Below are 13,423 nucleotides of genomic sequence, written 5' to 3' on the forward strand. Positions count from 1 at the left end.
AGGAAGCGGCGGAGCTCGACGCCTATCAACAAGAGCGGACTGGCAGCACACATGCAGCGCCCATCTCCAGGAGCCTGTGGCGCGGGTTTGCTGCGGCCTTGGCTGCGGCAGCTCTGGGCGGCGTTGCTGTTGCGGCTGGCACTGGCACCGTCCCGAGTCCTTTTCATACAGAACCGGCTGAACAGGATCCTCCGCCGCCCTCACGACCGATGGTGAGTCCGTCGCCGAGGCTTTCCTCGGATCCGCAGCCACCGGATTATCGGAGGCCGTTGCCGACGACTATTCCGGAGCCACTGGGGCCGTCGGCCAGCGCGGCAACTGATGCAGCCGCGGTGATTACCGCATTGGGGGGCCTTCTCACAGGGGTGGGCGCCGTGAGCGGTACGGCGCTGATGTGGATCAAATATCGGGATGGTCGCCGCGATGAGCGCCGTGATGATGACTCGTCCTCCGATAGCCCTCCCGCAGTTCCGCCCACAGCAACAGGTGGTTCCGACGGCTGATCAGTCGTCTGGAAGTCGGACGTCGAGGGGACCGGTGTACAGCACCCGGCGCAGCGCACCGGCCTTTTTAGACGTCATTTTGATTTGCTTTGGTAAACAACTTGTGTCTGTCAGTAATGGTGTATAGGCATTCGGTGGAGGTTGCGGGGTCGAGCTATGCCGGACCGGTACGGGCGCTGGTCATCCTCGCGGCCGGAAGCGGGCTGCGAGCCGGAGAACTCTTCGGCCTCCAGGTCAGGCACATCGACTTCCTCCGTCGTACGGTGAAGGTCGAGCAGTAGGTTCAGCGGGCGTATCCCGGCGTGGTCGTATGCCCGCCCAAGACGAAGCGTTCCTGGACGACGTTGCCCGTACCGCAACGCGGACCACTTCGCCGACACCGTGTGGCGTCCGGCGGCCAAGGCGGCCGGGCTCCCGAAGGGCACTCGGTAGCACGCCCTGAGGCACACGGACACAAGCGTCCTGATCAAGCACGGAAAGGGGCCGAAGACCGTGGCGGCGCGGCTGGGCGACACGGCGGCCCTGTCGATGACGATCTACGCGCACCCGTTCCCGGATGAGGACGAGGACACCCGCGAGGCCGTTGAGGAGTTCCTGCGCGAGGCTGCCTGATGTGCCCTCGAAGTGCCCTCGGATCTTGGCCGAACAGCTGAACGCCAGGTAGTCCGGATGGCAGAGCCGCTCAGGTGAGTTCGCCCACAACAGCCCCTGGCGGAGGAGCTACCGGAGGTTTTGCGCCTTACGCTCGACGAACCGCACGACCCCCGACGCCCCTCTCAGACTTTCCCGCCAGCGGAGGTTTCTGCTTCATGAAGCTCACCGTCGTCGGCTGCTCGGGGTCGTTCCCGTCCGCGGAATCGGCCTGCTCGAGCTACCTCGTCGAGGCCGACGGCTTCCGGCTGCTTCTCGACATGGGCAACGGCGCCCTGGGCGAGCTGCAGCGCCACTGCGGTCTCTACGACCTCGACGCGATCTTCCTCAGCCATCTGCACGCCGACCACTGCATCGACATGTGCGCGTACTTCGTCGCGCGCTACTACCGCCACGACGGCGGCCGCTGCGATCCGCTCCCCGTCTTCGGCCCCGAGGGCACGGAACACCGGCTGACCACCGCCTACGCGGACACCCCCTCCGCCTCGTCCATGAGCGAGGTCTTCGACTTCCACACGGTCAAGCCGTCCACCTTCGAGATCGGCCCGTTCACGGTGCACACCGAGCGGGTGGCCCACCCCGTCGAGGCGTACGGCATCCGCGTCGAGCACGACGGCAAGGTCCTGACGTACTCCGGCGACAGCGGCGTGAGCCCCGCCCTGGAGGAACTCGCCCGGGACGCTGACCTGTTCCTGTGCGAGGCGGCGTTCACGCACGGCAAGGAGAACATCCCCGACCTGCACCTCAACGGCCGCGAGGCGGGCGAGACGGCGGTTCGGGCAGGTGCCCGGCGGCTGGTCCTCACGCACATCCCGCCGTGGACGGACCCGCAGGTCAACCTGGCCGACGCCCGCGAGGTCTACGACGGTCCCGTGGAGCTCGCCGTACCCCGGCAGACGTACGAGATCTGAACGGTCCAAGCGCGCGAAGGCCCCGGAACCGAGCGGTTTCGGGGCCTTCGGCGTACGCGGACCTACTTCGCCTCCGCCTTCTGCAGCTCGGCGAGTTCCTCGTCGGACTCGCGGCCGGGCGTCGGCAGGTTGAACTTGGTGATCGCGAAGCGGAAGACCGCGTAGTAGACCGCCGCGAAGCACAGGCCCACCAGGGCCAGACCCCACGGGTTGGTCGCGATGCCCAGGTTCAGGAAGAAGTCCACCGCGCCGGCCGAGAAGCCGAAGCCGTCCTTCATCCCCAGGGCCCAGGTCAGCGCCATCGAGACACCGGTGAGCACGGCGTGGATCGCGTACAGCACCGGGGCGATGAACATGAAGGTGAACTCGATCGGCTCGGTGACGCCCGTGACGAACGAGGTCAGCGCGAGGGAGAACATCATGCCGCCGACGACCTTGCGGCGCTCGGGCCGGGCGCAGTGCACGATCGCCAGGCAGGCGGCCGGCAGGGCGAACATCATGATCGGGAAGAAGCCGGTCATGAACTGCCCGGCGCTCGGGTCGCCCGCCAGGAACCGGGCGATGTCGCCGCTCTTGCCCTCGTAGGTGCCGGCCTGGAACCAGGGGAAGGAGTTCAGCAGGTGGTGCATGCCGATCGGGATCAGCGCACGGTTGGCCACACCGAAGATGCCCGCGCCGACCGCCCCGGAGCCGACCAGCCACTCGCCGAAGTTGTGCAGGGCCGTGCCGAGGACCGGCCAGATGTAGCCGAAGACGATGCCGATGACCAGGCCCGCGAAGGCGGACAGGATCGGCACCAGACGGCGGCCGCCGAAGAAGCCCGCCCAGTCGGGCAGCTTGGTGCGGTAGAAGCGCTGGAAGAGCAGGGCGACGACGAGGCCCATCACCACGCCGCCGAGCACCTTGGCGTCCACCGGCGCGTCCGTCATGACGATCTTGCCGTCGACGACCTTCGCCACCTGCGGCAGGTTCTTGTCGGTGAACGTGGCCAGCACGTTCTTGAAGACGAGGTAGCCGACCACGGCCGCCAGGGCGGTGGTGCCGTCCGACTTCTTGGCGAAGCCGATCGCGATGCCCACGGCGAACAGCAGCGCCATGTTGTCGAGGATCGCGTTGCCACCGGCCGCCATGAAGCCCGCGATCTTCGTGATGAAGGCGGGGAACGACTCGCGCCCGAGCATGTCGGTGTTGCCGAGGCGGACCAGCAGGGCGGCGGCGGGCAGCACGGCGACGGGCAGCATCAGGCTGCGGCCGATCCGCTGCATGACGGCCATCACGGCCGACCCCTTGCTCGGGCTCGCGGGCGCGGCTGTGTCTGTGGACATGAACTTCCTCCAGGGGGCACGGCGCCGCCCAGGAAGAATTCGACGGGGGACGGCGGCGTCTCAAAGAAAGGGGAACGCGGTCTCCACCGCGCGACCTCCACCGGTGAGTGGTGTAGACCAGTTGTAGCACGGTAGGCCGAACGAGTGGAACCCGCCAATTCCGCCCCCTGCGGCGATCACGCCTTGGCGCTGTCCTCCACGTCCTCCTCGGGCTCCCGCCCCGGAGTCTTCAGGTCGAACTTCGTGATCGCGAACCGGAAGATCACGTAGTAGAGGAGCGCGAAGCACAGCCCGATCGGGATGATCAGCCATGGTCTGGTCGCCAGGTTCCAGTTGATGACGTAGTCGATCAGCCCCGCCGAGAAGCTGAACCCGTCCTTCACGCCCAGCGCCCACGTCACGGCCATCGACACACCCGTCAGCAGCGCGTGCACCGCGTACGGCACCGGCGCGATGAACAGGAACGAGTACTCGATCGGCTCGGTGATGCCCGTGACGATCGACGTCAGCGCCACCGACAGCATCAGGCCGCCGACCTCCTTGCGCCGGTCCGGCCGCGCACAGTGCGTGATCGCCAGGGCCGCCGCCGGCAGCGCGAACATCATGATCGGGAAGAAGCCCGAGAGGAACTGACCGGCCTCCGGATCCCCCGCCAGGAACATGTTGATGTCACCGTGCACCACCGTGCCGTCCGGCTTGGTGTACGTGCCGAACTGGAACCAGATGGGCACGTTCAGGAACTGGTGCAGCCCCACCACCAGCAGCGCCCGGTTCGCCACCCCGAACACGCCCGCGCCCCACGCGCCGAGATCGCTCATCCAGTCGCTGAAGTTCTCCAGCGCGTCACCGATCGGCGGCCACACCCACAGACACAGCGCCGCGAACGCGATCGCCACGAACGCCATGATGATCGGCACCAGCCGCCGGCCGTTGAAGAAACCCAGCCAGTCCACCAGCCGCGTGCGGTGGAAGCGCGCCCAGAAGAAGGCCGTCAGCAGCCCCATCACGATCCCGCCGAACACCCCCGGATTCTGGAACGTGAACGCCGTCACCGTCCGCGCGCCCTCGGTCACCTGGCACCCGACGTTCGGCACCGCCACCGACCCCTCGGGGCAGTCCTCCGGGAACTGCCGCAGCACCGTGAAGTACACGAGGAACCCGGCCACCGCCGCCAGCGCCGTCGACCCGTCCGCCTTCCGCGCCATCCCGATCGCAACGCCCACGCAGAACAGCAGCGGCAGCCCCAGCGAACTGTCCAGCAGCGCGCCGCCCGCCCCCACCATCACCTTGGAGACGTTCGTCCAGCCCAGCCCGTCGTCCCCGAACACATCCGGCTGCCCCAGCCGGTTGAGGATGCCCGCCGCCGGCAGCACCGCGATCGGCAACTGAAGGCTGCGCCCCATCTTCTGAAGCCCCTGGAACAGCCGGTTCCAGCGAGCGCGGGCAGGGCTTGCGGCGGCCTCGGCGCCGGCGGGGCTGTCGGCACTCATTCCGGTCCCCTCTTGTCGAGAGACTTTTGTCGAGAGGCGGGCTCGTGGTGTAGACCAGTCGAACGGACGGTCGCACACTGACGTGACGCCATCCTTCGGCACGCGCGACATGACCGCTCGCAAAGATGGGCCAACTGTGGGTTACTGCGACAAAGCGGTTCGGATCAGGGAGAACGAACATGGCCACCAAGGCTGAGAAGATCGTTGCCGGGCTCGGCGGCATCGACAACATCGAAGAGGTCGAAGGCTGCATCACCCGCCTGCGCACCGAGGTCGTGGACCCCGCCAAGGTCGACGAGACCGCCCTGAAGGCCGCCGGCGCCCACGGCGTCGTCAAGATGGGCACCGCGATCCAGGTCGTCATCGGCACCGACGCCGACCCCATCGCCGCGGAGATCGAAGACATGATGTGAAGCGCGGGGATCGTCCCGGGCTTCACCCCCTGACAGACCCCCGAGGTCGGCTGTGAGGGCCCCTTCCCACCGCGGGAGGGGCCCCTTCCACAGGTACGGATAGGCTCAGCGACATGTCTCGAATCGACGGCCGCACCCCCCAGCAGCTCCGCCCCATCACCATCGAACGCGGCTGGAGCAAGCACGCCGAAGGCTCCGTCCTCGTCTCCTTCGGCGACACCAAGGTCTTCTGCACCGCCTCCGTCACCGAAGGCGTCCCGCGCTGGCGCAAGGGCAGCGGCGAAGGCTGGGTCACCGCCGAGTACTCCATGCTGCCCCGCTCCACCAACACCCGCGGCGACCGCGAGTCCGTCAAGGGCCGGATCGGCGGCCGCACCCACGAGATCTCCCGGCTCATCGGCCGCTCGCTCCGCGCCGTCATCGACTACAAGGCCCTCGGCGAGAACACGATCGTCCTCGACTGCGATGTGTTGCAGGCCGACGGCGGCACCCGCACGGCCGCCATCACCGGCGCCTACGTGGCACTGGCCGACGCCGTCGCCTGGGCCCAGCGCAAGAAGCTCATCAAGGCCGGCCGCCAGCCCCTGACCGGCACCGTCTCGGCCGTCTCCGTCGGCATCGTCGGCGGCGTCCCCCTCCTCGACCTCTGCTACGAGGAGGACGTCAAGGCCGACACCGACATGAACGTCGTCTGCACCGGCGACGGCCGCTTCGTCGAGGTCCAGGGCACCGCCGAGGCCGAACCCTTCGCCCGCGACGAACTCGACGCCCTCCTCGACCTCGCCGTCGCGGGCTGCGCCGAACTCGCCGCCCACCAGCGCACCGCGCTTGATACCGTCCTCGAAAAGTAAAGGGCGCACCAAGACGGGTGCTCGGCCCGGGCAACCGCGGCGAGCACAGGCGCGTCTGAAGGAGTACGGGCGCACGGCTCTTCCCTGTGCGCCCGGCCAGTCACACGGGCCGAGGGCCCGACCGAACGAGAGGGACCGATCCATGGCCGCGAGCCGCCGACGCCGCACCGCAGCCGTCGCCGCCACCCTGGCGGCCGTCGCGCTGACCGCCGGACTCACCACCGGCTGCGCCGCCGTCGACAAGGCTCTGGACTGCGTCCAGACCGCCGACGCCATCGCCGACAGCGTCACGGATCTCCAGCAGGCCGTGGACAACGCGGCCAACGACCCGACGCAGCTCGACGAGTCCCTCGACTCCATCGACAAGAACCTCGGCGAGATCGGCGACAAGACCGACAACGCGGACGTCAACAAGGCCGTGGACGACCTGAACAAGGCCGTGGACAACGTCCGCACGGCGATCAAGAACGGCGACGAGACGCCCGACATCAGCCCGGTCACGGACGCGGCGGGCGAGCTGACGAAGGTCTGCACGCCGTAACGCTGCGCTGGCTGGGCCGGGCTTCTCGTGTGCCGGGTTTCCGCCGGTGGGTTTGTGCGGGTCCGTGGGGGCTGGTCGCGCAGTTCCCCGCGCCCCTGAAGGGGCGTGATCCCGCCCGGCGATACTGGGGTCATGACCCGCTTGATCCTTGCCACCCGTAACGCCGGGAAGATCACCGAACTCAGGGCCATCCTGGCCGAAGCCGGGCTGCCGCACGAACTCGTCGGGGCGGACGCCTACCCCGACATCCCCGACGTCAAGGAAACCGGCGTCACCTTCGCGGAGAACGCGCTGCTCAAGGCCCACGCCCTGGCCCGGGCGACGGGCCTCCCGGCCGTCGCCGACGACTCCGGGCTCTGCGTCGACGTCCTGAACGGCGCGCCCGGTATCTTCTCCGCCCGCTGGTCCGGCCGCCACGGCGACGACAAGGCCAACCTCGACCTCCTCCTCGCGCAGCTGTCGGACATCGCCGACGAACACCGGGGCGCCCACTTCGCCTGCGCGGCGGCACTGGCCCTGCCGGACGGCACGGAGCGGGTGGTGGAGGGGCGGCTACGGGGCGTGCTGCGCCATGAGCCGGTGGGTTCGGGGGGCTTCGGCTACGACCCGATCCTCCAGCCGGAGGGGGAGTCGCGGACCTGCGCGGAACTGACCCCGCAGGAGAAGAACGCGATCAGCCACCGGGGGAAGGCGTTTCGGTCATTGGTGCCGGTGGTTCGGGAGCTGCTGGGCTGATCCCAAGAGAAACGGCCTGCGTTTCGATCCTTCGATTCGCAGGCCGTACTCGTGCGGCGGAAGGGATTCGAACCCTCAAGCCCGGTCAGGGGCCACAGGACCTAAACCTGCTGCGTCGCCATTGCGCCACCGCCGCCAGCCGCCTGACATCGTACCGGGAGCCGCTCACCGTCTGCCGCCTCCCCAGTCGGTGGACACTTGCGGGCATGGTGGGAACGAACTCGGTATCTCCGATGCGGTTAGCGGTTGAACGTCCCGATATGTCGGAAGGCGCGCGCCTGGCCGCCTACAGCGCTGTCTCCACGTCGCTCGCCCTTCGAAGTGATCGCCGGCTGAGCGAACTGGTGGACGCGGCCACATCGCTCGGCTCCGGTATCGGCGGGAGATCGGCGCTGCTGGAGGTCGACGGGAGGCCGGTCTTCGTGAAGCGGGTGCCGCTCACGGATCTGGAGCGGCTGCCGGAGCATGTCCGGTCCACGGCCAACCTGTTCGGGCTCCCCGCCTTCTGCCAGTACGGCGTCGGCGGGCCCGGCTTCGGGGCGTGGCGGGAGCTCGCCGTGCACACCATGACGACGAACTGGGTGCTCGCAGGGCAGTACCAGGGGTTCCCGATGATGTACCACTGGCGCGTGCTGCCGGACACGGCCGCGCTTGCCGAGGAACTCGCCGACGTCGAGCGGGTCGTGGCCTACTGGGGAGGCAGTCCGGAGGTACGCCGTCGTATCGAGGCCCTTCGGCGGTCCTCCGCGAGCATCGCGCTGTTCCTGGAGTACATCCCCCAGACGCTCCACGAGTGGCTCACCGAGCGGATACAGGCTGGTGACGAGTCCGCCGACCGGGCCTGTTCCCTGGTGGAGCGCGAGCTGGAGGCCGGCACGTCCTTCATGAACGCTCGCGGGGTTCTGCACTTCGACGCCCATTTCCGGAACATCCTGGTCGACGGCCGGCGCCTCTACTTCGCGGACTACGGCCTCGCCCTCTCCTCCCGGTTCGATCTGTCACCGTCCGAGACCCGCTTCTTCGACCTGCACAGCTCCTACGACCGCTGCTACACGCGCAGTTGGCTGGTGAACTGGCTGATCACGGCTCTGTACGGCTACGAGCGGGAAGAACGCCTGGCTCTCATTCGCGCCTGCGCGGAAGGCGAGGCCCCGCCGGACGGGCCGCAGGAGGCCAGGGCGATCCTCACCCGCCACGCACCGCTCGCCGCGGTGCTGACGGACTTCTACTGCAGGATCCAGGACGAGAGCAGGGAGGCCCCGTACCCGGCGAAGGCGCTCAGCAGGCTCCTTCGCACGGAGAGGTGACGCCGAACGGCTCGTACCGGACGTTCCCGGTACGAGCCGTGTCAGGAAGTGGAGCTGGGCCTCAGATCCCCAGGTCCTTGATGATCTTGGCGACGTGGCCCGTCGCCTTGACGTTGTACAGGGCCCGTTCGACCTTGCCCTCCTCGTCCACGATCACCGTGGAGCGGATGACGCCGACGACCGTCTTGCCGTACAGCTTCTTCTCGCCGAAGGCGCCGTAGGACTCCAGGACCTGCTTGTCCGGGTCGGCGAGCAGGGTGACCTTCAGGGACTCCTTGTCGCGGAACTTGGCCAGCTTCTCCGGCTTGTCGGGGGAGATGCCGATGACCTCGTAGCCAGCGCCGGCGAGCACGTCGAGGTTGTCCGTGAAGTCGCAGGCCTGCTTCGTGCAGCCGGGGGTGAGGGCGGCCGGGTAGAAGTAGACGATGACCTTGCGGCCCTTGTGGTCCGACAGGGACACCTCGGTGCCGTCGGCGTCGGGCAGGGTGAAGGCGGGGGCCACGTCCCCCGGCTGGAGTCGCTCGCTCATCAGGCCAGGGTAACCGGGGGTCGAGGCAGTGCGATGAGCCGTGGAGCTGACAGACTGTCCGGCACAGGCTTCACACCGACTTCGGAGGCGACACGGTGGCGGACACGGCGGACACCAGGACCCCGGCGCAGATCGAGGCGGACATCAGGCGCCGCCGCGAGACCCTGGCCGAGACCCTCGACGAGATCGGGGTGCGGGTGCACCCGAAGACCATCGTCGGGGATGCCAAGGCCAAGGTCGCGTCCAATATCGATCACACCCTCGGGCGGGCGTATGTGGGGGTCAACCGGGCCGTCAGCGATGTGAAGGCCCGGTTCGTGGACGAGGACGGGGCGCCGCGGCTGGAGCGCGTCGTGCCGGTCGCGCTCGTCGTCGTAGGCGTGGTCGGGCTGCTCGCCGTCGGCACGCGGCGGCGCAAGGGCTGACCCGACTGCGTACGTTCGCCGGGAAGACAGGTAGGTTTCAGGGCGTGAGCGCCAACAGAAACGAGCACAGCACCCATCCCGACAAGCTGCCCATCCGGATGCTGCACGACCGCGTACTCGTGCGGCAGGACACCAGCGAGGGCGAGCGGCGTTCCGGCGGCGGCATCCTGATCCCCGCCACGGCGGCGGTCGGCCGGCGGCTGGCCTGGGCCGAGGTCGTCGCGGTGGGGCAGAACGTGCGGACCGTGGAGCCGGGCGACCGGGTTCTGTTCGACCCGGAGGACCGTGCCGAGGTCGAGGTGCGGGGCATCGCGTACGTGCTCATGCGCGAGCGCGACCTGCACGCCGTGGCCGCGGACCGGTTCGAGGGGTCGGAGGACTCGACGGGCCTGTACCTGTAGAGACGGGCCTGTACCTGTAGAGCGGGCGGCACGCGTGAAGGGGCCGGTGACCTGGGTCACCGGCCCCTTCGGTATGACTTTGCTACGTTGGAGCGACACCCGACGAGACGCGCCGTACCGGGATCAAGGCAAAGACGACGCACCGACACCGTCAGCCCGTTTTCCCGGAGGTGCCCGTCATGGCCTGGGTTCTGCTCGTCGTCGCCGGTCTGCTCGAGGTGGGGTGGTCCGTCGGCATGAAGTACACCGACGGGTTCACGCGCCCGCTCCCCAGTGTTCTCACCGGCGCCGGCATCGTCGCCCAGCATGCTGTTGCTGTCGCAGGCCGCCCGGACCCTGCCCATCGGTACCGCCTACGGCGTGTGGGTGGGCATCGGGGCGGCCGGGGCGGCGGTGTTCGGCATGGTGGTGCTGGGGGAGCCGGCCACCGCCGCCCGGATCTTCTTCGTGTGCCTGCTGCTGGTCGCCGTGGTGGGGCTGAAGGCGACCAGCGGTCACTGAACTGTTCGCGGCGCGTGCACTGACCTATTCGCGGCGCATGGTCTGCGGGACCGCGCCCCAGCCGGGGCCCGTCGGGTCTCCGGTGGCGCCGCCGTCGCTCGCGTCTCCGCCGCCGCCCTCCGTGGTGCCGCCGTCGGTGGTGCCGCCGTCGGAGGCGGTGCCCCCGTCGCCGGTGCCGCCGTCCGCGGTGCCGCCGCCGGTCGGCGACTCGCCGCCCGTGCCGCCGTCGGTGGTGCCGCCGCCGGTCTGGCCCTCGGTCTGTCCCGCGGGCGCGCTCGGGGTCTGGCCGGGCGTCTGGGTGCCGGTGTCCTGGCCGCCGGTGGTGGTGCCGCCGCCGTCGGTGGTGCCGGTGGTGGGGTCGGCCGGGGGCTCGGTGCCGGGGGCCTGGGAGACGTCCGAGCCGGGCTGGAGCCTCAGGTCGAAGTCCTTGACCGGCTTGCCCTTGAGCGCGTCCCGGGTGAACTGGGCCCAGATCTCCGCAGGCGGCCCGCCGCCGTTGACGCGGTCCAGGCCCATCGCGCCGTACAGCGACTTGTGGGCGGCGGTGACGGGGTCCTGGCCCATGACGGAGACGACCGTGGCGAGGTCGGGGGTGTAGCCCGCGAACCAGGCCGCGGTGTCCTCCTCGGCGGTGCCGGTCTTGCCGGCGGCGGGGCGGCCGGCGGCCTGGGCGGCGGCGGCCGTGCCGTTCTGGACGACGCTCCGGAGGACGGAGGTGGTGGTGTCGGCGGCCTCGCGGCTCACGGCCTGCCGGGTGCGCCGCTCGGGCAGCTCGATCGGCGTGCCCTCCTTGGCGACCTTCTCGACCATCGTGTACGTGCCGTGCCGGCCGTGGTTGGCGAGCGTGGCGTACGCCTCCGCCATGTCCAGGACGCTGGCGGTGGCCGTGCCGAGCGCGATGGCGGGGCCGTCGGCGAGGTCGGGGGTGGTCGCGGGGACGCCGAGGTCGATCGCGGTCTGCTTGACCTTCTGGGGGCCGACGTCGGCGGCCATCTGGGCGTAGACCGAGTTCACGGACTTGTCGGTGGCCTCGGTGACGGTGATGTCGCCGTAGGAGACCTGGTCCTCGTTCTCGGGGGCGTACGGGTCGCCGGTCCAGCCCTGGACGGGGCGCTTGTTGGTGCCGTCGTAGATCGTGTTCGGGGTGATGACGCGGCCGTCCTGGGTCTCGGAGTGGTTCTCGACGGCCGAGGTGAACACGAACGGCTTGAAGGTGGAGCCGACCTGGAAGTCCCTGCGGGTGGCGTTCGGGGTGTACTGCTTGACGTAGTCGATGCCGTTGTACATCGCCACGACCTTGCCGGTCTTCGGGTCGACGGCGGCGCCGCCCGCGCGGACGTAGGTGTCGACCTTGTTGTTCTTCTTGTCCAGCTTGGACATCAGCTTGTCGTTGACGGCCTTCACGAAGGCGTCCTGCCTGGGCTTCTGCAGGGTCGTGGTGATGCGGTAGCCGCCGGCGTCGAGCTTGCTCTCTTCGACGATCTTGTTCTGGACGAGGTAGTCCTTGACGATCCGGACGATGTAGCCGCGCTGCCCGGACATGCCGGTGGAGAGGGTGGACTCCTTCGGCACCGGGAACTTCATGCCGGCCCGCTCCGACTCGCTGAGCCAGCCCTTCTTGACCATGCCGTCCAGGACGTAGTTCCAGCGGGACTCGGCGGCCTTGCGGTTCTCGGGGTGGGCGACGACGTCGTACTGGCTGGGGGCGTTGACGAGCGCGGCGAGGTAGGCGGCGCGGGCCGGGTCGAGGTCCTTGGCGTCCATGCCGTAGTAGGCCTGGGCGGCGGCCTGGATACCGTAGGCGTTGCGGCCGAAGAAGCTGGTGTTGAGGTAGCCCTCGAGGATGTGGTCCTTGCTCACCTCGCGGTCCAGCTTGATCGCGATGAAGAACTCCTTGGCCTTGCGCGTGACCGTCTGCTCCTGGCGCAGGTAGTAGTTCTTCACGTACTGCTGCGTGATCGTGGAGCCGGACTGCTTGCCCTTGCCGAGGGCGGTGTTCCAGGCGGCGCGGACCATGGCCTTGGGGTCGACGGCGGACTCGGTGTAGAAGTCGCGGTCCTCGGCGGCCAGGATCGCGTGCTGGGCGTCCTTGGAGATCTGCGCGAGGGTGACGTTCTCCCGGTTGACCTCGCCGTCGCGGGCGATCACGGAGCCGTCCGCGTACAGGTACACGTTGGCCTGCTTGGTGGCGAGCGCGTTGGCGGGCGGGATCTTCACCAGCGAGTAGCCGAGGAAGAAGCCGCCGACCAGCAGCATGACGACGATGATGAAGCCGCCCAGCGTCATGCGCCAGGTCGGGATCATCCGGCGCCAGCCGGTCCGCTTCGGTTTCCCGGCCGCCTGGCCCTGAGGCGCGCCGGGGTCGCCGTCCGCCTGCGGCTCTCTCGGTGCCCAGCCCGGGTTCGGCTGCTGAGGCTCGTCACTCATGTCGTGCACGGACTCCGTTTCGCGTCGTACGTCGTTCCCGTACGTCTCTGCTCGCTCTTGCGCCCCTGTGATGAAGACTGTCCCATCCGGCGATCAGTTCCCTGATCGAGGGCCGTGTCGTCAGCCGTGGGGCGAGGCGGGCGGCGCGCGAGCGAGCACGCAGCCGAACGCGGAGGGAACCGCGCTGTCTGCACGCCTGTTCGTTTCGTGATCCTGCTTGCGCGAGATCCGCCCGAAGGGGGGACACGACCGAAGATGCGACTGCTCGCACGCTCCGCCCTGGCCGGCACCGCCGCCACGCTGCTCGCCCTGGCCACGGGCGCCTCGGCCCACGCGGACGGAACGGATCGTACCGTCTGGGCCGGTGCGCACTCGCCCCGCGCCGCCCCCGGCGCCCCGAAAACCCGTGGCAC

Annotated in this window: 13 protein-coding genes, 1 tRNA gene, 1 pseudogene and 1 riboswitch; of the genes and pseudogenes, 10 read left to right on the forward strand and 5 right to left on the reverse strand. The window is 69.1% G+C overall.

The genetic code is table 11. The features are described 5' to 3' along the window. Positions 1-637: 637 nt before the first annotated feature. Positions 638-784 carry a hypothetical protein gene (locus IE255_RS00620; RefSeq protein WP_190048104.1) on the forward strand — a complete coding sequence of 49 codons (147 nt, stop codon included), beginning with the start codon at positions 638-640 and terminating at the stop codon, positions 782-784. A gap of 528 nt (positions 785-1,312) precedes the next feature. Further along, positions 1,313-2,065: an MBL fold metallo-hydrolase gene (locus tag IE255_RS00625; RefSeq protein WP_190048105.1), complete on the forward strand. Its 753-nt coding sequence runs from the start codon at positions 1,313-1,315 to the stop codon at positions 2,063-2,065. A 62-nt stretch (positions 2,066-2,127) separates the two neighbouring features. On the opposite strand, the gene IE255_RS00630 is transcribed toward IE255_RS00625, so the two are convergent. Together IE255_RS00630 and IE255_RS00635 are read right to left on the reverse strand one after the other, a co-directional pair. After that, positions 2,128-3,390 carry a PTS transporter subunit EIIC gene (locus IE255_RS00630; protein WP_190048106.1) on the reverse strand — a complete coding sequence of 421 codons (1,263 nt, stop codon included), beginning with the start codon at positions 3,388-3,390 and terminating at the stop codon, positions 2,128-2,130. A 176-nt stretch (positions 3,391-3,566) separates the two neighbouring features. Continuing rightward, entirely contained in the window at positions 3,567-4,880 is a 1,314-nt protein-coding gene (locus tag IE255_RS00635; protein ID WP_190049296.1) for a PTS transporter subunit EIIC, read from the reverse strand. A gap of 179 nt (positions 4,881-5,059) precedes the next feature. On the opposite strand from IE255_RS00635, the gene IE255_RS00640 reads away from it, so the two are divergent. The 4 genes from IE255_RS00640 to rdgB all read left to right on the forward strand — a co-directional run bounded on the left by IE255_RS00640 (position 5,060) and on the right by rdgB (position 7,420). After that, positions 5,060-5,293, forward strand: coding sequence for a PTS sugar transporter subunit IIB (locus IE255_RS00640; protein ID WP_086602225.1), 234 nt, complete (start codon positions 5,060-5,062; stop codon positions 5,291-5,293). 113 nt (positions 5,294-5,406) lie between these two features. Continuing rightward, the gene (rph, locus tag IE255_RS00645; protein ID WP_190048107.1) at positions 5,407-6,144 is read left to right on the forward strand and encodes a ribonuclease PH; all 738 of its coding nucleotides are present in this window, start codon (positions 5,407-5,409) and stop codon (positions 6,142-6,144) included. A gap of 142 nt (positions 6,145-6,286) precedes the next feature. Next, positions 6,287-6,685: a hypothetical protein gene (locus IE255_RS00650; RefSeq protein WP_190048108.1), complete on the forward strand. Its 399-nt coding sequence runs from the start codon at positions 6,287-6,289 to the stop codon at positions 6,683-6,685. Between the two features lie 132 nt (positions 6,686-6,817). Next, entirely contained in the window at positions 6,818-7,420 is a 603-nt protein-coding gene (rdgB, locus tag IE255_RS00655) for an RdgB/HAM1 family non-canonical purine NTP pyrophosphatase (RefSeq protein ID WP_190048109.1), read from the forward strand. 52 nt (positions 7,421-7,472) lie between these two features. On the opposite strand, the gene IE255_RS00660 is transcribed toward rdgB, so the two are convergent. Then, positions 7,473-7,556 (reverse strand) — tRNA-Leu (locus IE255_RS00660). Positions 7,557-7,680: 124 nt separating this feature from the next. Here IE255_RS00660 and IE255_RS00665 point away from each other — a divergent pair. Next, the gene (locus IE255_RS00665) at positions 7,681-8,727 is read left to right on the forward strand and encodes a protein kinase family protein (RefSeq protein WP_190048110.1); all 1,047 of its coding nucleotides are present in this window, start codon (positions 7,681-7,683) and stop codon (positions 8,725-8,727) included. 61 nt (positions 8,728-8,788) lie between these two features. On the opposite strand, the gene bcp is transcribed toward IE255_RS00665, so the two are convergent. Next, positions 8,789-9,256, reverse strand: coding sequence for a thioredoxin-dependent thiol peroxidase (gene bcp, locus IE255_RS00670; protein ID WP_190048111.1), 468 nt, complete (start codon positions 9,254-9,256; stop codon positions 8,789-8,791). A gap of 95 nt (positions 9,257-9,351) precedes the next feature. On the opposite strand from bcp, the gene IE255_RS00675 reads away from it, so the two are divergent. The 3 genes and pseudogenes from IE255_RS00675 to IE255_RS00685 all read left to right on the forward strand — a co-directional run bounded on the left by IE255_RS00675 (position 9,352) and on the right by IE255_RS00685 (position 10,583). Next, on the forward strand, positions 9,352-9,681 hold the full coding sequence (locus IE255_RS00675) for a DUF3618 domain-containing protein (RefSeq protein ID WP_190048112.1): 330 nt from the start codon (positions 9,352-9,354) through the stop codon (positions 9,679-9,681). Between the two features lie 44 nt (positions 9,682-9,725). Then, complete coding sequence (locus IE255_RS00680) at positions 9,726-10,082, forward strand: GroES family chaperonin (RefSeq protein ID WP_094052261.1); 357 nt, start codon at positions 9,726-9,728, stop codon at positions 10,080-10,082. Positions 10,083-10,158: 76 nt separating this feature from the next. Then, positions 10,159-10,226: riboswitch (guanidine-III (ykkC-III) riboswitch) on the forward strand. A 35-nt stretch (positions 10,227-10,261) separates the two neighbouring features. Then, a pseudogene (locus tag IE255_RS00685) lies at positions 10,262-10,583 on the forward strand (DMT family transporter). Positions 10,584-10,607: 24 nt separating this feature from the next. On the opposite strand, the gene IE255_RS00690 reads toward IE255_RS00685, so the two are convergent. Then, complete coding sequence (locus tag IE255_RS00690; protein WP_190048113.1) at positions 10,608-13,010, reverse strand: transglycosylase domain-containing protein; 2,403 nt, start codon at positions 13,008-13,010, stop codon at positions 10,608-10,610. Between the last annotated feature and the right edge of the window lie 413 nt (positions 13,011-13,423).

It is taken from the genome of Streptomyces lomondensis (assembly GCF_014651035.1).
Taxonomy (GTDB): Bacteria; Actinomycetota; Actinomycetes; order Streptomycetales; family Streptomycetaceae; genus Streptomyces; species Streptomyces lomondensis.